Annotated in this window: 16 protein-coding genes; 10 read left to right on the forward strand and 6 right to left on the reverse strand. The window is 44.2% G+C overall.

The window, feature by feature from the left end:
- Positions 1 to 66: 66 nt before the first annotated feature.
- Both BMY80_RS04765 and BMY80_RS04770 read right to left on the reverse strand, forming a co-directional pair.
- Positions 67 to 1,338 carry an inorganic phosphate transporter gene (locus BMY80_RS04765; protein WP_093141420.1) on the reverse strand — a complete coding sequence of 424 codons (1,272 nt, stop codon included), beginning with the start codon at positions 1,336 to 1,338 and terminating at the stop codon, positions 67 to 69.
- Between the two features lie 9 nt (positions 1,339 to 1,347).
- On the reverse strand, positions 1,348 to 2,025 hold the full coding sequence (locus BMY80_RS04770; protein WP_093141422.1) for a TIGR00153 family protein: 678 nt from the start codon (positions 2,023 to 2,025) through the stop codon (positions 1,348 to 1,350).
- Between the two features lie 345 nt (positions 2,026 to 2,370).
- On the opposite strand from BMY80_RS04770, the gene BMY80_RS04775 reads away from it, so the two are divergent.
- Both BMY80_RS04775 and glnE read left to right on the forward strand, forming a co-directional pair.
- On the forward strand, positions 2,371 to 3,525 hold the full coding sequence (locus tag BMY80_RS04775; RefSeq protein ID WP_093141425.1) for a CYTH domain-containing protein: 1,155 nt from the start codon (positions 2,371 to 2,373) through the stop codon (positions 3,523 to 3,525).
- Complete coding sequence (gene glnE, locus BMY80_RS04780) at positions 3,522 to 6,392, forward strand: bifunctional [glutamate--ammonia ligase]-adenylyl-L-tyrosine phosphorylase/[glutamate--ammonia-ligase] adenylyltransferase (protein ID WP_245730043.1); 2,871 nt, start codon at positions 3,522 to 3,524, stop codon at positions 6,390 to 6,392. Before BMY80_RS04775 ends, glnE begins: the two co-directional genes overlap by 4 nt.
- Positions 6,393 to 6,496: 104 nt before the next feature.
- Here the strand turns inward: glnE and BMY80_RS04785 are convergent, their stop codons facing one another.
- The 4 genes from BMY80_RS04785 to BMY80_RS04800 form a co-directional block, all read right to left on the reverse strand.
- Positions 6,497 to 7,666: a glycosyltransferase family 9 protein gene (locus tag BMY80_RS04785; RefSeq protein WP_031578593.1), complete on the reverse strand. Its 1,170-nt coding sequence runs from the start codon at positions 7,664 to 7,666 to the stop codon at positions 6,497 to 6,499.
- Positions 7,667 to 7,786: 120 nt separating this feature from the next.
- The gene (gene lpxL / locus BMY80_RS04790) at positions 7,787 to 8,794 is read right to left on the reverse strand and encodes an LpxL/LpxP family Kdo(2)-lipid IV(A) lauroyl/palmitoleoyl acyltransferase (RefSeq protein ID WP_232218274.1); all 1,008 of its coding nucleotides are present in this window, start codon (positions 8,792 to 8,794) and stop codon (positions 7,787 to 7,789) included.
- A complete protein-coding gene (locus BMY80_RS04795; protein ID WP_245730044.1) occupies positions 8,791 to 9,918 on the reverse strand; it encodes a glycosyltransferase family 4 protein in 1,128 nt (375 codons plus the stop codon). The genes lpxL and BMY80_RS04795 overlap by 4 nt, the downstream gene beginning before the upstream one ends.
- An 87-nt stretch (positions 9,919 to 10,005) precedes the next feature.
- A complete protein-coding gene (locus BMY80_RS04800; protein ID WP_093141431.1) occupies positions 10,006 to 10,782 on the reverse strand; it encodes a glycosyltransferase family 2 protein in 777 nt (258 codons plus the stop codon).
- A gap of 368 nt (positions 10,783 to 11,150) precedes the next feature.
- Here BMY80_RS04800 and BMY80_RS04805 point away from each other — a divergent pair, with 368 nt between their 5' ends.
- The 8 genes from BMY80_RS04805 to BMY80_RS04840 all read left to right on the forward strand — a co-directional run bounded on the left by BMY80_RS04805 (position 11,151) and on the right by BMY80_RS04840 (position 20,308).
- Positions 11,151 to 11,687: a BUD32 family EKC/KEOPS complex subunit gene (locus tag BMY80_RS04805; protein WP_031578597.1), complete on the forward strand. Its 537-nt coding sequence runs from the start codon at positions 11,151 to 11,153 to the stop codon at positions 11,685 to 11,687.
- 242 nt (positions 11,688 to 11,929) lie between these two features.
- Complete coding sequence (locus BMY80_RS04810; protein WP_051621748.1) at positions 11,930 to 12,829, forward strand: P-loop NTPase family protein; 900 nt, start codon at positions 11,930 to 11,932, stop codon at positions 12,827 to 12,829.
- A 68-nt stretch (positions 12,830 to 12,897) separates the two neighbouring features.
- Complete coding sequence (ruvX, locus tag BMY80_RS04815; protein ID WP_031578599.1) at positions 12,898 to 13,335, forward strand: Holliday junction resolvase RuvX; 438 nt, start codon at positions 12,898 to 12,900, stop codon at positions 13,333 to 13,335.
- A gap of 349 nt (positions 13,336 to 13,684) precedes the next feature.
- Positions 13,685 to 13,903 carry a DUF3545 family protein gene (locus tag BMY80_RS04820; protein WP_031578600.1) on the forward strand — a complete coding sequence of 73 codons (219 nt, stop codon included), beginning with the start codon at positions 13,685 to 13,687 and terminating at the stop codon, positions 13,901 to 13,903.
- A 470-nt stretch (positions 13,904 to 14,373) separates the two neighbouring features.
- Complete coding sequence (locus BMY80_RS04825) at positions 14,374 to 16,305, forward strand: LTA synthase family protein (protein WP_177178492.1); 1,932 nt, start codon at positions 14,374 to 14,376, stop codon at positions 16,303 to 16,305.
- A gap of 287 nt (positions 16,306 to 16,592) precedes the next feature.
- Positions 16,593 to 16,913 (forward strand): YqcC family protein, encoded by a 321-nt coding sequence (locus BMY80_RS04830; protein ID WP_031578602.1) that lies wholly within the window; start codon positions 16,593 to 16,595, stop codon positions 16,911 to 16,913.
- Between the two features lie 356 nt (positions 16,914 to 17,269).
- On the forward strand, positions 17,270 to 18,607 hold the full coding sequence (locus BMY80_RS04835; protein WP_093141435.1) for a carbohydrate porin: 1,338 nt from the start codon (positions 17,270 to 17,272) through the stop codon (positions 18,605 to 18,607).
- A gap of 807 nt (positions 18,608 to 19,414) precedes the next feature.
- Entirely contained in the window at positions 19,415 to 20,308 is an 894-nt protein-coding gene (locus tag BMY80_RS04840; protein ID WP_177178493.1) for a transposase, read from the forward strand.
- Positions 20,309 to 20,447: the final 139 nt, after the last annotated feature.

Here is a 20,447-nt window from a genome sequence, read left to right on the forward strand (position 1 = left end):
TAAAGAAATCCCGCGGGTCACTTCAACCTGCGGGATTTCTGCCTTCTATTCTGATTACGTCCTCAATCAGCCTGCATAAAACAGAATCAGCTTGAAGATATAGTAGAAGAGTATGGAGAAAAACGCTCCGGCAGGAAGGGTAACCACCCAGGAAACTATGATGTTACGTACGATGGTCAGGTTGATGGCGGCTATACCTCGGGCGAGACCAACCCCCATGATGGCTCCAACGAGAGTCTGAGTGGTGGAAATAGGCAGACCGGTTCCTGAAGCGATAACCACGGTGCTTGCAGTGGCAAGCTGTGCGGCAAAGCCGCGGCTCGGGGTCAGGGCCGTAATGCCGGAACCGACGGTGCTCATAACCTTGTAACCGAAGGTACCGAGACCGACAACCATGCCGACGGCACCTAAAGGAAGTATCCACCATGGCATTTCCGCACTGGCGGACATGTCTCCGTTGTTGGTAAGAATGGTGGCAACGGATGCCAGAGGTCCGATGGCATTGGCCACGTCATTTGAACCGTGTGCAAAGGCCATTGCGCATGCTGTCATCAGCATGAGAATTGAAAACACCTTTTCCACATTGGCGTAATGCTCTTTGACATCCAGGGTCTTATCAAACTTCTTGTATCTGAGAATGACGGCTGATATCACCGCACTTACAAGAGCGATGATGAGACCGAAGCCCCAGCTTTCTTCGGTGGTCAGATTGAGATTTACGTGTTTTAAGCCTTTCTCAATGGTAACCACACTGATAAGAAGAATGGTGAGAAACACGTAATACGGAGCAAAGCGCTTGGCATGCTTTAAAGGATGATAGCGCCAGAAAATGAATCTCTGAATGTGCAGGAACAGAACGAAGGCCAGAATACCGGCTATGACCGGAGTGATAATCCAGGAACCCACAATGCCGGTGAACATGTCCCAGTGAATTGCAGAAAGTCCTGAGCTTACTATGCCGAAACCGACAATGGCTCCGATGATTGAGTGTGTTGTTGATACCGGCCAGCTGAAGTAGGAAGCCAGAACAAGCCAGATGCCTGCTGCCAGCATGGAGCTTACCATCCCCAGAATCATATCCACTGCCGCTATATTCGCAGAGCTGTCTATAACCCTGTCCTTTATGGTTGATACAACCTCTCCGCCTGCAAAGTATGAACCGAGAAATTCAAAAATAATCGCTATGATGATAGCGTTTCTTACGGTAAGTGTTTTGGTACCTACGGACGTTCCCATCGCATTGGAAACGTCATTAGCCCCGATACCCCAGGCCATTAAGAATGCCACAGCTCCCGCAAAGAAAATGATAACGGAGCTGTGTGCCAGAAGAAAATCCATCATGTATCCTTATGATTTGGTGATCATCAGTTCGAGTCTGGAGCCCACTCTTAAAGCCTGATCGGCAAGGTCCCCGATTTTTTCAAGAATCTTGTAGATAAACATGGCATCGATAGGATTCAGATCCTTTTCCCTGATAAATACCTGTCTTCTGAGGTTAATCTGCATGTGATCGGTGTCGTCCTCGATAAGGTCTATTTCCTTAACCATGCTCTGAACAAGTGAAAGCTCTTTGCCTCTGAAGCCGCTTTCAAGCAGATCTTCAAGTTCATTGATAACTTTTTTTGTGAGCTCCACAGCTTCGATGCTGCGGTTCAGATAAGTGAGGAAGTCTTTCTTGATGTCTGCAGGGATGGTGAGCTGTCTTCCCAGCATAAGACCGGAGATGTCTCGGGCAATATTGGCGATTTTATCTTCCTGAGTTACCAGTTCGAGCAGATAGGTTCTGTCCACAGGCATGAAAAGTGAATTTGGAAGATTGATGCGAATGTCCTTTTTGATTACATCTGCTGCTCTTTCGAACTGACAGATCATCCGCTGCTCACTGGAAGCCTTGTCCCAGTCATCATTGAAAACACCATCGAAAAAAGGAGGAAGGTGGGAACAGCATTCATAGATGTTGTTGATGTGTTCGTAAAGAGGTTTAAGAGGAGATTTAGCAAAAAGATTCAGAAAATTTACTTGCATAAAGATTACTCTTAATTTAATTGAAATGTGATACATATTTTACTTTGAAGAGCCTAAATAATCAATAAATCATTTATTACCATCCTGTACGTCCGGCGTGACGGGAAGAAGAGAAAAACTTAAAAAATCATCCTGGGGCTTAAGGATGTCAGGTATTCATACGTGGTGGAAAACGGGAGTTTTTTCAGGAATGTTCCCGGATTTTGTGATGTGATTTCGTAAAGGAAAAAGCCCAACTGTGCTAAAATCTTTAGCTTATTGAGGAGCCGGGACAACGGCTTGATTATACGTAAAGGTCTGTTCATCTCAGGTTCATACAGATTGACACATAAGAGGAAGACGGTTTTGAGTAATGAAATTGAAATAAAGCTTATGGTTCAGCCGTATATGGCAGCGGACGGTAACGGTCCGAAGGAAAAAATTCAGACTCCGTATGCTGAAAGCGGCGTGGACGGTCAGTCATTTATTGCGGGTATGAACAGACTTCTGAATGATTCCGAAGCTACGGTTATAAGCTCCTGCGATCTCGATCTGGAAAACAGTTACTATGACACTGCGGATCTGGCCCTATACAAAGTGGGAATAGCACTCAGAGTCCGTAAAACCGGCAGTGACATCGAGGCAACGATCAAAACCCGCCGCATGAGTCAGGGCGGCATTCACGTTCATCCCGAGTATAACATTCCTCTTGTTGAAAAACCGGAGGTTCCCGACCTGAAAATTTTCCCGGAACATATTTTTACCGGGCTCGACGTCGAAGCACTGCAGAAGGCTGTTTTTGAAAACATGGCTCAGAACTGCAGACGTCATATATGGCTTGTTTCATACAGGAGAACGGAGATAGAGATAAGCTACGACCGGGTCAGCTATAAAACCGCTGACGAAGGACGTGTGTCGGGACAGGAAGTCGAGCTCGAACTGAAAAAGGGCAGTGCACGCGCATTAAGGGAATTTGCCGAGGGTCTTATTGAATCCGTTTACGGAGCCGGACTGGCGGTTTTCAGACCAGAAAGCCTCAGCAAGATGCACAGGGCCGCCATCTATGCCGGAATCTCCCGTCTGGATCCGCCTGCCGTGGATGACACCGGTATTTCCGGGGGAGCCGGTCACTCATCTTCAGAACAGACTGAAAAGAACCTGGCAGGGCTTATGAGTGTCCTGAGCCGTTCGGCAAGCATTCTCTATCTCGGAGATGCCGGAAGAACATCTGAATGCGCTGAAAAGACCATGGGGATAATTATGCTTGCCTTAAGAAAAGTCATCGACACCGGCAATGACGCGGATTTCGTTTATTCCGGCAGGTACGCACCGATGCAGTCGCTTCTTGCCGGATTCATAAGGCATAATCCGGAACTTGATGTCTGTGAGCCGTCGAATGAAAGCTCCGAAAGAATCTTTGTAAAGAGAGCATGGGCTCTCGACAGACTTCTTACCGGCGCGGATTTCATCAGAGTGCTGCTTGAAATCAATTTTGCGGGGCTTGAGGAGGAGTCAGTATGAAATACAGTGAAATGATGAAAAAAGAGGCTGACAGATATTTTTCGGTGCTCAGGGAAAAAGCTTCCGATGAACAGTTTGCCAGAATCGAGACCATAAAGGATGAACTGTATCAGACCTTCTGTCTGAGTGATTTTGCCGGACGTTTCTTTTCACAGAGACCTGATGTTCTGTGCAGACTTATAGATTCAGGTGAATTCGGCATGAACGACAGGGTTGAGCGTTACGGTCAGGAGCTGGATGAAATGCTGTCATCCGTCTATGATGACAATACCCTGAAAAAGAAGCTGCGTCTCTTCAGAAATGAAAAGCTGGCGGTAATCGCCCACAGACAGCTGAATCATCTTTCCGATCTTCAGGAGGAGTTCAGGCACCTTAGTGAACTGGCCGAAAAGATAATCGTAAAAACTCTGGACTACCTTTATAAAAGATGCTGTCAGGCTTTCGGCACTCCGTATTCAGCAGACGGTGAACAGCAGAAAATGCTGGTTATCGGCATGGGAAAGCTTGGCGGACGTGAGCTTAATTTCTCCTCAGACATTGATCTTATTTTCTGCTATCCGCATCGCGGAGAGACTCAGGGGGCAAGACGATCTCTGGACAATCAGGTGTTTTTCACCAGACTCGGTCAGCAGCTCATTCAGATACTGGATCAGCAGACTGCAGACGGCATCGTCTACAGAGTGGACATGCGTCTGCGTCCGTTCGGTGACAGCGGTCCTCTCGTAAGCTCTTTTGCCGCACTGGAGGATTACTATCTCAAACACGGCAGATCATGGGAACGCTATGCCATGGTCAAGGGACGTGTTCTCGGAGAGAAAACTCCTGAATCCGTTGAACTTGACAATATGCTCAGACCTTTTGTCTACAGAAGGTATCTTGATTTCGGAGCCATTGAGTCCCTGCGCAAGATGAAGGCCATGATTGAAGCCGAAGTCCGCCGTCGCCAGCTGAGAGACAATTTCAAGCTCGGTGCCGGAGGTATCAGGGAAATAGAATTCATTGCTCAGGTTTTTCAGCTTATGAGAGGCGGCCGCATGGTTTCCCTTCAGGAACGAAATCTTATGCGCGTGCTGGAAAATCTCAAGCATAACAGCTGTATCACGGAAGACGTATACAACTGTCTGATGCCGTGTTACGTGTTTCTGCGTCAGACTGAAAACGTGCTGCAGGAAATCAATGATGAACAGACTCAGACTCTTCCTTCGGGCGAACTTAATCAGGAGCGTCTGGCAGCGGCCATGGGGTTTGAAAACTTCGCGGCCTTCTGCGAACACATTGACGGAATCATGTCCACGGTTCATGAAGAGTTCGCTCTGCTTATCAGTGATCCTGAATCAGAAACGGTGGAAGAGGATCCGGTATTTTCTGATCTGTGGCTGCTTAATCTGAATCGTGACGAAATCAGAGAAATCGTCATGAATCAGTTCAAGGATCTCAGTCAGCCTGATCTGCTGGCCGACGAGATAAAGCTTTTTAAGGATGAATGCTCCAGCAAGCCGATGGGGCCGAAGGGCAGAGCGATTCTGAACAGACTGGTGCCTTATCTTTTCAACAGCTTTGCCAATATGAAGCACGGAGCGGCAACCACATTCAAGCGTGTGTCAAAGCTGATTCTGACCATCAGTCTGCGTACCACGTATCTGCAGCTCCTTCAGGAAAATCCTCAGGCCTGCGATCAGCTGCTGAAGCTGTGCTCCGGCAGTGAACTGATTACCGCACAGCTTACCGAACATCCGGTGCTTCTTGATGAACTGCTGATGCCTAACAGCCTGTACAAGCCGACCAGCCCTGATGATTATTCACATGACCTGCACGAATTTCTGATGCGCGTGGAAAGTTCTGATCTTGAACATCAGATGGAGAGTCTCAGACAGTTTAAGCAGATTCAGCTGCTGCGTATCTGTGCGGCGGATCTTGTCGGTGCGCTGCCGCTTATGAAGGTGAGTGATTATCTTACTTATCTTGCTCAGGCCATTCTGAACGAGGTGGTTAATCTTACCTGGAATCAGCTGGTGGCAAAATACGGTCTTCCTTATAATGCCCATAAGCACGGAGACAAGGGGATCTGTGTGGTTGCCTACGGCAAGATGGGGGGCATAGAGCTGAGCTACGGTTCGGATCTTGATCTGGTATTCCTGTGCGACAGTGATCTGGAAAAGGAAACCGATCATCCGGAACATCCTATCTCAGACCGTATGTTTTACGGTCGTTTTGCCCAGCGTCTCATGCATCTGTTCAGCACCAGACTTTCATCGGGAGTGCTGTATGAGGTTGATGCCAGACTGAGACCGGAAGGAGAGGCAGGACCGCTTATTTGCTCCATTTCCGGTTATGAGTCCTATCTTAACAACAAGGCTTGGACCTGGGAGCTGCAGGCGCTGGTCAGAGCCAGAGCGGTACTCGGACCGGACAGACTTGTGAAAAAGTTCAATGACATTCGTAACAGTGTTTTACGCAAGCCTCGTGATGTGGAAAAGCTTCGAGAGGAAGTAGTCAGCATGCGCTGCAAGATGAGAGCCAGTCTGATCAGGGGACCTAAGGAAGCCTTCGATACCAAGCAGGGCGAGGGCGGAATGACTGATATCGAGTTTATGGCGCAGTATCTGACTCTTGCCAATGCTCCGACTAATCCGGATCTGGTTCTGTGGTCTGACAATGTCCGTATTTTTGAGGAATGCGCCAGACTGGGATTTATAACTGAAGACGAGGCTAAATGTCTTATCAATGCCTACCTGGACATCAGAGCCATGTATCATCATCATTCACTTCTGGGAATCAGCAGAGTGTATGACGGACACAAGCTTGACGAGCAGCGTGAAGGCGTGAAGAGACTATGGCGTAAGATTATGCTTAAGGAAGAAGTCTGAAACTCCGGACTGTATAACCTTTAAAACTGTGTGTTTAAACGGCTGGCTTCCGTAAGGAAACCGGCCGTTTATTCTGTTCGGCATGTTTTAGGAATTTGAACCGTCTAAAGTTTTATTTTCTGAACAAAGCTTTTTACAGCCTGGGATACGGCGTTTTCATCGGCATTCCCGAAATGTCCGGTATCAAGGATGACGTTAACGGCTCCAGGTGCCCTGGCGTACCAGCGGCTGTAATTTACCATGTTGCTGCTGTAGAAGGTGAGTTCCGGAATGTCAAAGCATGCCGCGGCATGTGCACTTCCGGTGTCAACTCCTATCATTGCGTCACATGAGGCCATGGCGATAATGATTTCCGATGCGGAAGAAAGAACTCCGGTGGTGGAAACACGACTGTTCCCGGCAAAGATGTTTCCAATGATTTTTTCTCCGTATTCCCTGTCACCGGGACCTGTCCAGAGAACAATATGGGCTGAGGTCAGCTTCAGCAGCATGTCTATTATTTCAGTAATGATTCTTTCGCTGAATCTTCTTGATGAGGAGGCTCCGAAAGGATTGAAGATTACAGTCTTTTCTTCAGTAACGTCATTTATTTTATCCGGGGCGGCCGGAGATTTCAGAAACGCGTACTTTTCTCCCCGTCCAGGAATCCTGTCGGCAAAAAGTCGGCAGTAGCCGCGATTGATAAGCTCCGGTGAAATGCCGCCGTTTTCCAGAATTTTAAACAGCAGATCGGTCATGTGGAGACAGTCTGAGTATTTTTCATCTGAATTTCCGGAATCGTCGATACAGGCGGTGTACTGATGTATTTTCAGATTGTCACACTTAAGCGATCTGTCGAGCGTTGCCACCCATTTCGGATGCATGCGGCTGATGAGTCGTAAGTGCCGTCCCTTAAGAGTATCAAAAAGATGAATGTACAGATCCGTTCCCTTAAGCCTGTCTGCAAAGGCATCGGTTTCATTGTTTTTCGGCTTTTTGGGAAACAGAATAACCTCATCAATGAAATCTGCAGACTGATAGATTTCAGCGGTACTCTTATTGGAAAGAATGATGATTCGGCAGTCCGGGGCAAATCTTTTGAGTTCCCTGATGAAGGGCATGAAACAGATTGCGTCGCCGAGTTTTCCGTCGGCTCTGTGGATGACGGCCTGTTTAAGCTCCTTTATGTTCAGCTTCTCTTCTGATGTCTCAAAGTCATATCTCAAGCGGCTGATAAGGTGTCTTAAAGAATCTTTGGAGTGTATGAGTGCTTTTTTTAGATTATGAAAAGACATGTCTTATTGATTCCTTTTATCTGTGGCCGGTCGATATCGGCTGACTCTATGTCTGATTGAATCCCGACACGGAAAAATGAAAATATTTTTCCGGTGCCGGTGCTTAAACTGCAGATAAAACTACAGGTTATGGTATCTGTCGGAACCGTCGGGAGTGGTTTTGAAACGACGGTGCAGCCACATATACTGAGGCAGAGCCTCCATAATCATGCTCTCAACCGCGTGATTGCAGGTGGTGGCATCCTGATAGTCATCACCCGTAGGAAAATCACGGATGATGTCCTTTACCACAAGTCTGTAACCTTTAAACTTTGGAAGTCTGATACTGTAGGAAGGCTGTACCACGGTATTTCTGATTTTGGCAAATCCGGCCGTACCGGTAACTGTTGCCGCATCCTTTACCGCAAAGAACGGAGCAAAGACGTGAGGAAGTCTTTTACCGTAATCCTGATCGGGAGCGTACCATATAGGAAGTCCTTTCATGAGAGCCTTCACTATAGGTCTCGGTTCCTTGCGATCCACAAGATACAGATTTGATCTGGTGCGCCCCTTTACCTGCATGTATTCGATAACAGGATTGTCATTGGGACGGTATACTCCGACACCTTTCTTGATGTTGGTTCCGTAGATTCTGGCCATAAGCTCAAGAGTCACGAAATGACAGGTGAGTACCACGATTCCCTTTCCTGATTCGGCAAGCTCCCTGGCTTTTCTGAGTTCTTCCGGATCTATGTGCACCAGTCTTTTAAGACGCCATTCAGGCCAGTACCATGCCATGCCGGTTTCAAAAATGCCCATGCCGCAGTTGGCAAAGTGTTCTTTGGTCAGACGGTGTATTTCCTCGTCGGGCATGTCGGGAAAAGCCAGTTTGAAATTCTGTTCGCTTATGTGCCTGCGTCTCGGCAGAATGGCCATGGCAATGTATCCTAAAAGTCTTCCAATGGTCATGAAAACCGGATACGGCAACAGAATGATAAGTCTCAATATCCATGAAGCAAACCACTGAGGCCAGTAGCGCGGGTGCATCATGGCCAGAGTTATTCTGGGGTTGCTCTGGGCTTTGGAATGATATACATCCTTTGATCTTTCAACTGTTGACTTGTGAGAGTCTTTCTGGTTGTCTGTCATTTTTCCTGATTAACCTTCATGATAATGTCTGTGTAGAGAGCGGCATGCTTCCGGGCATATAATTCCGGAGCGTATTTACTGATGATTTCGTCGGCATTCTTTTTCATACGGTTTTTTAAATCGTCATCCTTTACCAGTTCCGTAATTTTCTGATAAAGATCCTCGCTGTTGCCGTTTTCAAAAAGCAGACCGTTCTGTTCATGCATGATGACTTCAGTTATGCCGTCAGTTGCTGAGGCTACAACCGGAACGTGATTATACATTACGTCCAGCAGAATGGATCCTAGTCCTTCGTTTCTTGACGGAAAAACGAAATAATCCATGGCATTTATGTAATCTGCCACGTTGTTTTTGAAGCCCAGCCATTTTACCTGAGGAAGATCCTTTGTCAGTTCCTTCAGTTCTGTTTCGTCACGTCCGCTTCCCAGAAATATAAATACTGCATTCGGAAGATCTTTTACAAGTTTTCTGATGGCTTCAATAAAAACCTTCTGTCCCTTATGCCTGTCCACATAAGCTCCTATGTGACCGAAAACAGGCCCTTGCCCAAGATTTTTTCTGATTCTGTCAGTTTCCTCCTGATTGCCCCGGTCGGGTGTGAACGCATCATGGATAACCGTCAGTTTACCACTTAAATTAAGGTCGCTGCCAAAGCTTTTTATTACACTGGAACGTATGGCGTTGGATACGGAGGATATGAAAGACGCATGATCATATCCGTATCTGTTGAAGGTACTGTTTTTTATCAGCTGAGGAACACGTCTGGTGATAATGTACGGAGTTTTGTACAGGGCGTGGTGTATTGCAGCAAAATGAACGGCTTTGGCTTCATGGGCATGGATTATTTCAGCTCTTGTATTGAGAACTACGTGTCCGAACAGTTCATTCCGTACCTGGATAACCGTCAGATTGGGAATATCCTTCACGTATTCCGGCAGTTCGCCGTTTTTCCGACAGACCAGAAACTGTGTTAATTCCGGATATTCCTTCTGCAGTGTCCGGATAAGAATAACAGTCTGCCGTTCTCCTCCACGGAACCCTGCTGCCAGGTTAACATGGCAGATTGATTTGAATTCTGGTTTGGTCTGTATGTTGTTGGTATTGCTGTTAAAGTTTGTCATCATTTTTATCCGCCGTGGCATAAGGGGATTTTTTGTTTGAATTTGTGTCATGACATGACGTGCTGAGTCATGTCTTTCTGTCAGTTAGACTTATTTTTTTCTGCTGTGTTCCAGAGCAATCTGGTACAGACACAGATATTTATTGAAAGTGTAGCTGCTGGCACAGGCTGAAATTAAAAAACCCATTCTGCCGTCAAGGAATCCCAGCTGCAGAAAATACATTCTGAAAAAAGCAAACGCGGCTTTGACGAAAGGTGTGATAAAACAGCATCCCTTATGTTTTTTCTGGTATCTGTTTTTAGCCCATTCATCCGCATATTTTGTCTGCTTGAAAAGCAGGTTCTGATAGGTGGCATAAGTGTAGTGAATCATGCTGTTTTTGGAATTCACCGTTACGGCATCGGAAGGAAGATCCAGCTTTTCGTGAACCAGACTGTCATTGTATTTTGTATAGGTACGGTAATGAACGCGGTACACACGATCCGGGAAATAACCGCAGTGATGAATTCTTACGCCGAACACGTGATTTGCTCTGGAAATATTAAGTACTTCGTTCTGTCTGGCTTTTTTAATGAATTCCCTGATTTCATGACGAAGTTCGTCCGTAAGACGTTCATCGGCATCAAGCCACAGACACCAGTCACAGGTGGCGTAGTTCTGCAGTTTCTGTCTCTGTTTGCCGTAGCCTTCCCATTCAGGGTGATGTACCACTCTTGCCCCGAGACCTTCCGCAATTTTTACGGTGTCATCGGTACTGCCTCCGTCCAGTACGATGATTTCGTCAGCGATGTCCTGCATTGATTTGATGCATTCGGCAATGTTCGCACTTTCGTTTCTGGCGATTACAAGAGCTGATAATGATGCCATATAGTCCTTCTTAATTAATTGATGATTGGGTATGCGGACGGAATCCGTAACCGAGCCTTTCGGTGCTTTTTCAGACACCGTGTGTATTAATGATCGTATTCAGTTAAGTTTCCGTGCATCAGCATAAATACCGTGTCGGAAAGGTCAGCCGTATCCGACAATTGATTCATTATATCAATTTAACGGAATTTGCGTACTGCTCTGTTAGCTGATTTTCTTAAGCAGGTCGGAAGAATTTGTTTCATGAGGTCGGAATACCGTTACGTGGAATACTGTTTCGATTACTTCTGCGACATGTTCAGCGCATGGACATGAACTGCTGATTTTGGGAAAATGCTCAGTAGCTGTTTCATGCAGAGGAGAATGTTATGGATATTATCAGTGTAAACAATGTCGGTTATGAAATCGTCAGACTGCTTGGAAAGGGAAAAGGCGGTTATTCTTATCTGGCCATAAAGGACGGCAAGGAGTATGTTCTCAAGCAGATCCATCATGAACCGTGTTCATATTATCAGTTTGGGGACAAAATCCAGTCCGAAATCAATGATTACAAAAGACTTTCTGATATCGGTATCCGAATTCCGAAGATGATTGACGTTGATGTGAAAAACGAAAGGATTCTCAAGGAATATATAGATGGTGATACCATCTATGATCTCGTATGCCGGGATATGATGACAGAAGATTACATCAGTCAGGTAAGAGAAATGTGCAGCCTTCTGTATCCTGCCAACACCAATATCGATTACTTTCCTACAAATTTCGTTGTGTGTAACGGCCAGATCTATTACATCGATTTTGAATGCAACAATTACATGGATGAATGGAATTTTGAAAACTGGGGAATCAAATACTGGTCAAAAACCCCGGAATTCATGCAGTACTGGAATGATCACAGACAGTAATTTTCTTTCCGTAGGACTGTTTTAGGTAAACTGGTTTACTGCAGTATCCTTCCGTAGGTTGTTAAGTATTTACGGGAGGATTTTTGTCTGCAGTCTTCAGGTTTTGTGTTTATGTCAAAATAGACATTAATCGGTTAAATAACTATTTTGTCCCGTGTGGTATACTGTTAGTGGAAAATGTGTTTTAAACTGACGGACAGCGGATGATTCTCTCCCGTTTGCCCTGTCGAAGGAATGACGTTATGGCTGGCGCAAAAGATCAACTTATAGACCAAATATTTGAAATGGTGTCCGATACCCTGAGCGGAAAGAAAATAGATCAGGATAAGCTTCATGCGATTACCGCGGAAATAGAAAGTGCCACCGGCTCAAAGATCAATTCCTATGAAGACATTCAGAAGATGTATGCCGATAATGCCATGAAGGAACTCAAGGAGCTTCAGGACAGGGAACGTAAAAACCGTATTGATTATCTGACCAAAAACTGTGAAATCAGCTCTACCTGGGAATTTGAAAACATGGATTTGACTTTCAGTCCCGAGTACAGATCCAACGTCGAGTACTGCAAGAGATGGTGTGATACCTTTGAAATCCAGGAAAAAGGATTCAAGGATCAGAACAGCGGAGTTGTATATACCGGAGGTTCACTTGTCTGGATTTACGGAGATTACGGTGTGGGCAAGTCAATGCTTGCCGGCAGTATTGCCCACAGAATCATGCGAACCTACCTGATTGATTTCATGTTCATGCAGTGGGATACCATAAACAATAAACTGCAGCTTCTGAGCGGGTTTGATTCCAACAGGGAATACAGTGAATTCTGTCAGCAGCTTCAGACCAACAGACTTCTGATCATTGATGAAGTGGCCGTGGCTGAAAGAAAACTTACGGAAACACAGGGAATAAGACTGGGTGAACTTCTCAGATGGAGAAAAAACAACAAGCTCAATACCATTATGATTTCCAATGCTTCTCCTGAGAAGCTGTATGATCTTGTCGGTAAATTCTGCTATGAGTCAATCAAGAACTACTCCCCTGTAATCCCCCTTAAAATGGTCGGGCCGAACAGACGTTCATCCAATATCAACGGGTTCAATGATGCTACCAAAAGCTTTACCTTTATTCCTAAGGGCAGAAAGTAAAACGCGGGCGTAAGCCGAAAAACTCTTCATGACATACGGACAACCGGGAATAATTTAAGGATTTTCAGATGGCGAAAAAAGCAAAAGGAGAAAGAACGGTACTGGCATTTGATTTTGGTACGATAAGTATCGGCGTGGCCGTAGGAACCGAACTGACCGGAACCGCCAGCATGCTGCCGGCACTGAAGGCGGTTGACGGAATTCCTAATGCCGAAGAACTTGATCGTCTTTTTGCCGAGTGGAAACCTGATATAATTGTAGTAGGGCTCCCTCTTAACATGGACGGAACCTATCAGGATGTGACATACAAAGCCAAGAAATTCGGTAACAGAACAGCCGCCAGATACAATCTTCAGGTTGTTTTCAAGGACGAACGTCTTTCTACCAAAACAGCGAGGGAACACATATTCGGTCAGCATGGATACCGAGGCCTGTCCAAGGGAAAAGTTGATTCAATGTCAGCCGTGGTGATCCTCGAAGGTTATTTTGAAGAATGTTTTTCTTAGAATTCCTGTCAAAAATGAAAGTCTGTTTCATAAACGGTGAAATTTTAACCAATAATAAAAATAAACATTAATATTTTGAATGTTTGTTTTTACTGAACGCTGCTTTTTGGTGTAAAAGCCCTAGGTATATAGGTTAAAACTGTAATCGCGATCAAAGAATTATACAGTTTATAACGAAATGTCGATTTATACAATTTGTGACGGCTGTAGACATTTTAAATACTGCTTTTAGCGTATTTGACTGAAAAGTGTGAAAAGGTTTTCATATCCATAACAACATAATTGCTAAAAAAGTTTCTCTGGGGCATTATATCCTTAAATCTAATCCGGAACATAAAGGAGTTCTATTATGAGTAATATTCCTAGTGAAGTAGTAACCGCTGATATGAATTCAGTTGAGTCTGTTGATAGTAACGCTCCGGCATCCAAGGGTAAGGCAGGCAAGGAAAAGAAGAGCCGCTGGCGTGACATTGAACGTATCACCCGTAAGTTAAGACTTCTTCGTGATTTAAGAGAAATCAACCCTGAATTCGATCCTTACTCATCTGATGAATTCATGCAGTTCTAGAACACCTGTTTCGGAACTTTTTCCTGAATTATTGGATTTTAATAATACCTGATGCCCCGGATTTTTTTTCGGGGCTTTTTTTTGTTCCGGACGGGATGTTGTCGAAAACAGAATTTCATGAACTAAATTGAGGTATCACAGGTCAAAATACACATGGATTTGCCGGCAGCGGTCTGAACTGATGAAACACGGTGGATGAGCTCAGGAACACTGTGTGTCTGTCAGAACAGAAACGGTTAAACTTTAGTAACGCAAACAAATATTTAACAGATTTGCTGTTTTTGTACAATAAATATGTTGCAACCGCTACTTTTCTTGTTTACTCTGTATTTAAACCGCTGTTATCCGCATCCGTGACAAAGCGGTTATACAAATAATAATTAATGCTCCCTTGATAAGGTAGCCCGGGGAACTGATAAATAAATATGCTGGACAATAAGAACTTATATAACAGGAAAACGTCGTCAATATTGAAACGGACTTTTAGTAACGTTGCTTCATATCTGAAGCCGTACGGGCATCTTGCGGTATATGCTGTTTCTCTCCTTGCTTTTTATGCTTTTATAAGAATTCTCGGTGTGGCTGTTTATCATGATGTCATAGACATGGCTGAGGTTCCAAGACTGTTTTTCAACGGGATGCGTGTCGATATATCAGGGCTCGGGTATATTCTGGCTCTGCCTGTTCTTCTTGCTTTCATTCGCTGTGTTTCTCCCAAATCAGTCGGTATTCCTGTTCTCATTGCGGAAAGGCTTTATCTTCTTCTGCTTGGGATACTGGTGATTTTTATGGAACTCTGTACTCTTCCTTTTATGGAAGAGTATGCTTGCAGACCGAACCGGATTTTTCTGGAATATCTTCTGTATCCTTCGGAAGTTACCGGTCTTCTGCTGAAGGGGCATTTGGCAGCTGTCGTTGTCGTGAATCTGCTGATGATATTCGTGTTCATCTTTCTGCTGCGCTGTCTTAAAAAGATTGAATATGTAAAAGTTCCCGTAAAATCCACAGTGTTTGCGGTATTTATTCTTGTCGGCGGTCTTACCTTTGTCGCAGCACGTTCATCATTTGATCACAGACCGTTCAACCTTGCCAAGGCAAGTTTTTCCACAAATCAGATTGTAAACGCTCTGGTTGCCAATTCAGGTTATTCTCTGGCTTCGTCCGTAAAATCCATGCTTGCAGAGAAATCTGTTTCCTACAAAATGCTTCAGGAAGATGAAATCATCAGCATTATCAGAGATGATACCGGTTTTGATTACTCTGTAGCCACTGATAAACAGCCGACGCTTAACAGCCTTGTCGCTTCAGAGAAAGGGGCAAGAAAGAATATTGTCATTATTCTTGAGGAAAGTCTCGGGGCTGAGTATGTAGGTTATCTCAACGGAAGTAATCTGACTCCGAATCTTGATAAGATTTACAGTGAGGGCTGGGGATTTATCAATATGTATTCAACCGGAACCCGTTCTGTTCGAGGAATTGAAGCAGTTACCGCAGGGTTTACTCCGACAGTGAATACTTCAACCGTAAAAAGAGAAAAGGCTCAGAAAAATTTCTTCAACGTGGCTTCGGTTCTGAAGAAAAACGGTTATCACAGTTCTTTTATCTACGGTGGAGAATCTCATTTTGATAATATGCGAGCATTCTTCCTTGGAAATGATTACACTCAGGTGATAGATCTTAATGATTTTTCCAATCCGATGTATGTAGGCTCCTGGGGAGCTTCTGACGAAGATCTGTTTAATAAGGCTCTTGAGCACTTTGATGAAATGAACAGTAAGGGACAGCCGTTTTATTCTCTGGTGTTTACTTCCTCCAATCACGACCCTTTTGACATCGTTGAATCATTTGCAGGAAAAGTGAGAAACAGAGAAACGGCAGTGAGATATGCGGATTATGCTCTCGGAAAGTTTTACGAGGAAGTGAAGAGCCGTCCTTATTTTAAGGATACCGTTTTTCTTGTTATTGCGGATCATGATTCAAGAGCATGGGGGAATGAGCTTATTCCAGTGAAGCATTTCCATATTCCGGCAGTGTTTTTCGGCGGTGGAATAGAACATAAGAGCGAGTTTCATGTGGTAAGTCAGATTGATGTGCCGAAGACTCTCCTTTCTCTTGCGGGAATTTCAGCTACAGTGCCTACCGTCGGTTATGATCTGACAAATCTTCCATCTGGTTTCGACGGAAGGGCGATTTTACAGTTCTATAATAATTTTGCTTATTTAAAGGATGACGGAACGCTGGTTATGGTCCTGCCTGATGAGAAGGTTTCTTTCTGCAAATATGATTTTGAAAATCGCAGTGTTTCCGACGGTATGGTAAATGAAAAACTTGAAAAGACGGCACTTGCCTATGCACTTCTCGGGGAAATTGCATACAGGAGGGGGTTTTTTCTAATGAAGTAAAGACAGAATAACAAAAAACTGAGTTTTCGGGGATTGAAGGCAGACAGGTTCCGCTTTCAATCCCCGAATTGTTTTATATGTGATGAGGATATAATTGAAAAGTTTATTCTCAAATAGAGTACAATCGTAAAACAGTGATTAAAACAACCAATAAACTGAATAAGACACTGTTTAAAAGTGCATGCAGACATTCACTGCAACGGCTGGTGATTTTTAATGCGAAGTGGCGGATACTCCCGTTATCAGCATTTTAACGGTTCACGACTTTAACTTACAGGTTTGCAAATATGGATAAATATCAACAGGTATCTGAAAAACTTAGAGAGATCAGACTTGAACTCGAAAAACTCGGATTATGGGATGTGGAAAGACCGGAAGATGAGGCTTTTACCACGGATATTCCTTTTAATATGAATACCATGGAATTTCATGAATGGCTCAGGTTTGTTCTTGTGGAAACTTTTGATGCGGTTATAGAAAACAGAGCGCCTTTGCCGGAGAATGTGAAAATTTTTCCGTATGCCACTGAAGTCTACAGAAATAAAATAACCGAATATCGTGAATTGCTGCAGGCAATTTACAATTTTGACAAGGTTTTTGAATCTTGATAATGCACCATAAGTCACAAAACCGAATATTTATTGGAACTTTTTTAATAGTTATTTTTGTGTAAAAAATGATAAATAAACATTTATAGATATATGTATAAAATTCTGTAAAATTTTGTTTTTTAAACCAAAAACAGAATTTTGTACTGAATAAATATCAGATAACAGAAGTTTATTATGTATGAGAGTTTTTTAAAAAGTTCAATGAGTTAATAAGAAATTAATGTTTTGTGATCTAAATCAGTTTTATTTTGTCTTTTTGAAAAGTATAATGTATCCAATCAACTTACGGGTTAGGTGGTTTAGCCGTATGTGAGTTGAAGAATTAAGTTTAATAATGTTAAGAAGGATTTATTATGAAGATTAATTGGCTTCCTTTAGCAGCTGCAGTTGCTTTTGCTGCTGGTTCAGTATCTGCTTCAGCTGTTGATTTTAACGGTTACTTCCGCGCTGGTGCTCAGGTTAACGCAGACCGCGGTGAAGTTTACTGCTTAGGTACTGGTGCTGACGGTCACAAGGTTGGTCGTTTAGGTGATGAATGCGATACCTACGGTGAAATTGCTCTTGGCCAGAACGTATATGACAAGGCTGGTAGCAAGTTCTCAATTCACACCTTATTAGCTTACGGTACCACTGAAGGTAACAGAGACCTCCAGGGTAACTCTTGGCAGGGTGTTGGCGGTGACGGTCCATGGGGTGGTCAGCGTATTTCATTCCGTGAAGTATATGCTAAGTACGATACCGATGGCGGTTACTCAATTTGGTCTGGTAAGAGATTCTACAGACGTAAAGATATCCATATCATGGACTTCTACTATTTGAACAACTCTGGTTACGGTGCTGGTATCGAAGGTATCAATGCTGGTAACGGTAACTTAAACTTCGCTGTAATCAAGTGGGCTAACGATGGCGCTTCTGCAGATTACAACCGTAACGTTTACAAGTTAGATGCTCGTTGGGATGGTATCAACCTCGGTTCAGTTGGTGCATTAGACGCTTCCGTAATTTATGCAATCCCTGTGATCTCTAAGCAGCAGAGGGACGTTAACGAAGGTGATTCTCGCGGAAATCAGGGTAACTCAGGTGCTTTAATCACCTTAGATTTAGGTTCTAACTTCGGTTCAGATATCATTGTTAACAACCACGCTGTTGCTCAGTGGGGTTCAAACGGTTTCGCTTACGTAGGTGCTTACAAGAACCACGCTGGTGATAACTACACTCCAGACGTTGATGCTAACGGTGTTCGTTTAATCGACTGGGGTACTTTAGATTGGGGTTCTAACTTCGATTTAGGCTATAGCTTCTTATGGGCTCACTTACACAGTGGTAACAAGCACACTGGTGAAACCTGGACTTACACTCGTTCAGGCTGGGAATACAGCATCGTATTACGTCCAGAATACAAGTGGACTGAATACACCCGTACTACTTTAGAATTAGGTTACTCAGAAATGAAGAAGACCGGTTGGGTAGTTGATGAAAAGTATGGTAACCCAGACGTTTACAAGGTTACCCTTGCTCAGCAGTTCACCCCAGGTAAGGGCTTCTGGTCACGTCCAGCAATCCGCTTCTACGCTTCTTACATCGGTGGCGACCAGTTCGCTGACGGTTGGGCAGTACAGTACAAGAACAAGAACCACGGCAACCACGGTTACCAGTTCACCTTCGGTACTCAGGTTGAAGCTTGGTGGTAATAGTTTAGTAACTGTCTAAGTACTAAATTAGAACTATAAACAGAAAGGGAAGTTGAAAAACTTCCCTTTTTTTATTTCTTTATGATTTGTTTAAATTTGAACTTAATATGTATTCTGTAAGCTTATTACAGTGCTTCTTTCTGAAATAATTTTCTTTTTTGTATTTCCTGTGTTTATACGTTTAATCAGAAATTGTTAAGCTTTGATTAAAGGTATAAATTCATTACTATTTCTGAGTACTATTATTTGATTTGCTGATTTTTTAGAGGCTTCTGGCATAATGGTGGGTAATATACCAGCCCTCTGATGTACTTTTATAATTGAAAAACCATCTGTGTTTTTGTATTGTATTAGCGACCAAACTAAACATACAAAGTACCGGAGGTACCCACAGATGTTTTCTGCTAATACACTATGTAAAAAACTTCTCACTGTCAGGCCTCAGTTATAGAAGATGCAAACTTTTACCTTGAGCAGGATGGTGTAAGTCACCTCAGGATTCATGCACGGACTGATAAATGGCATCAGGATGACTGTCCTTTCTGTCACAGGCGATGTCCTCGTTATGATCAGAGGATCGAACACCCTCGCACCTGGAGAAGTCTTGACTTCGGAGCTACCCTTGTAGAGGTTGAAGGCTGGACACATCGCATAGAGTGTCCTCAGCATGGTGTCGTAACAGCCTATGTTCCCTGAGCATATCCGGGAAGCGGATTCACCCGTGACTTTAATCTGACGGTCGGGCGCTGCGTTAACAGAACTCAGAACGACATCGAACCTGAATGCTCCAGAAGACTTGATAACCTCGTGAACATCGGCATTGACGAAACCAGCTACAAGAAGGGGCATAAATACATTACGGTCATCGTCAACCGTGATACTAACACTGTCGTCTGGGCATCACAGGAGCACGGCAAAGGCGTGCTGACACAGTTCTACAAGCAGCTGACTCCGGAGCTGCTTTCCTCCATCAAGGTCGTTACCGGAGATGGAGCAAAGTGGATCACGGAATGCGTAAATGAGTTCACACCAGACTGTGAACGATGTGTTGCCCCGTTCCACGTCGTACAGTGGGCTATGGATGCTCTCAACGAGGTTCGCCGCGAAGTATGGCGTGAAGCCTGTGCCGAGTTTACCAGGTTATCCAAAGAGCATCCGCTCAAGAATGGACGCACCAAGGATGGAGATCCGAATACAGCGATTCTGAACGCTGCCAAAGCCAAAGCAGACGAGATTAAAAACTCTGCATACGCTCTTGGCAAGGCTCCGGAAAACCTGACGGAGAACCAGCAGAATCGAGTAGCCATGATCGCTGAAGACAATAACCGCCTGTACCGAGCTTACCGGATGAAGGAAATGCTTCGCCTTCTCCTGAAGATCAAGGATGGGGACGAAGCAGGGGATGCCCTCAAACGATGGCTCTGGTGGGCAAGCCACAGTAGGATTGATGCTTTCAAGGAACAATACCTCAAGCTCAAGCGTCACAGGAGGGATCACATACTGAATGCAATACGGCTCGGCATGAGCAACGCACGAATTGAGGCAACTAATAACAAAATCAAGCTGATCGTCCGCAAGGCATACGGTTTTCGAAATATTCAAAACATGCTCGATATGGTCTGTCTGGTATGCTCTGATTTGAGGGGGCACTTCCTAACAGAAAACCTCGAGGTGCATGATCAGCATAAACACTGGGGTTAATGGCATTTTTTACCCACCATTACCCCAGAAGAGCCATTTTTTAATACTGTTTGTTTTAGAAATATCTGCATATATGAATGCTTGCCAATAAAAAGAGAGAGACAAATAGTATGTCTCTCTCTTTTATTTCACACAATAA

Source organism: Ruminobacter amylophilus (assembly GCF_900115655.1).
GTDB lineage: Bacteria > Pseudomonadota > Gammaproteobacteria > Enterobacterales > Succinivibrionaceae > Ruminobacter > Ruminobacter amylophilus.

Bases quoted from the DNA above. Each gene is read 5' to 3' on its own strand.
- BMY80_RS04765 (WP_093141420.1), bottom strand. From the start codon at position 1,338: ATGGATTTTCTTCTGGCACACAGCTCCGTTATCATTTTCTTTGCGGGA.
- BMY80_RS04770 (WP_093141422.1), bottom strand. From the start codon at position 2,025: ATGCAAGTAAATTTTCTGAATCTTTTTGCTAAATCTCCTCTTAAACCT.
- glnE (WP_245730043.1), top strand. From the start codon at position 3,522: ATGAAATACAGTGAAATGATGAAAAAAGAGGCTGACAGATATTTTTCG.
- BMY80_RS04785 (WP_031578593.1), bottom strand. From the start codon at position 7,666: ATGTCTTTTCATAATCTAAAAAAAGCACTCATACACTCCAAAGATTCT.
- lpxL (WP_232218274.1), bottom strand. From the start codon at position 8,794: ATGACAGACAACCAGAAAGACTCTCACAAGTCAACAGTTGAAAGATCA.
- BMY80_RS04795 (WP_245730044.1), bottom strand. From the start codon at position 9,918: ATGATGACAAACTTTAACAGCAATACCAACAACATACAGACCAAACCA.
- BMY80_RS04800 (WP_093141431.1), bottom strand. From the start codon at position 10,782: ATGGCATCATTATCAGCTCTTGTAATCGCCAGAAACGAAAGTGCGAAC.
- BMY80_RS04805 (WP_031578597.1), top strand. From the start codon at position 11,151: ATGGATATTATCAGTGTAAACAATGTCGGTTATGAAATCGTCAGACTG.
- BMY80_RS04810 (WP_051621748.1), top strand. From the start codon at position 11,930: ATGGCTGGCGCAAAAGATCAACTTATAGACCAAATATTTGAAATGGTG.
- ruvX (WP_031578599.1), top strand. From the start codon at position 12,898: ATGGCGAAAAAAGCAAAAGGAGAAAGAACGGTACTGGCATTTGATTTT.
- BMY80_RS04820 (WP_031578600.1), top strand. From the start codon at position 13,685: ATGAGTAATATTCCTAGTGAAGTAGTAACCGCTGATATGAATTCAGTT.
- BMY80_RS04830 (WP_031578602.1), top strand. From the start codon at position 16,593: ATGGATAAATATCAACAGGTATCTGAAAAACTTAGAGAGATCAGACTT.
- BMY80_RS04835 (WP_093141435.1), top strand. From the start codon at position 17,270: ATGAAGATTAATTGGCTTCCTTTAGCAGCTGCAGTTGCTTTTGCTGCT.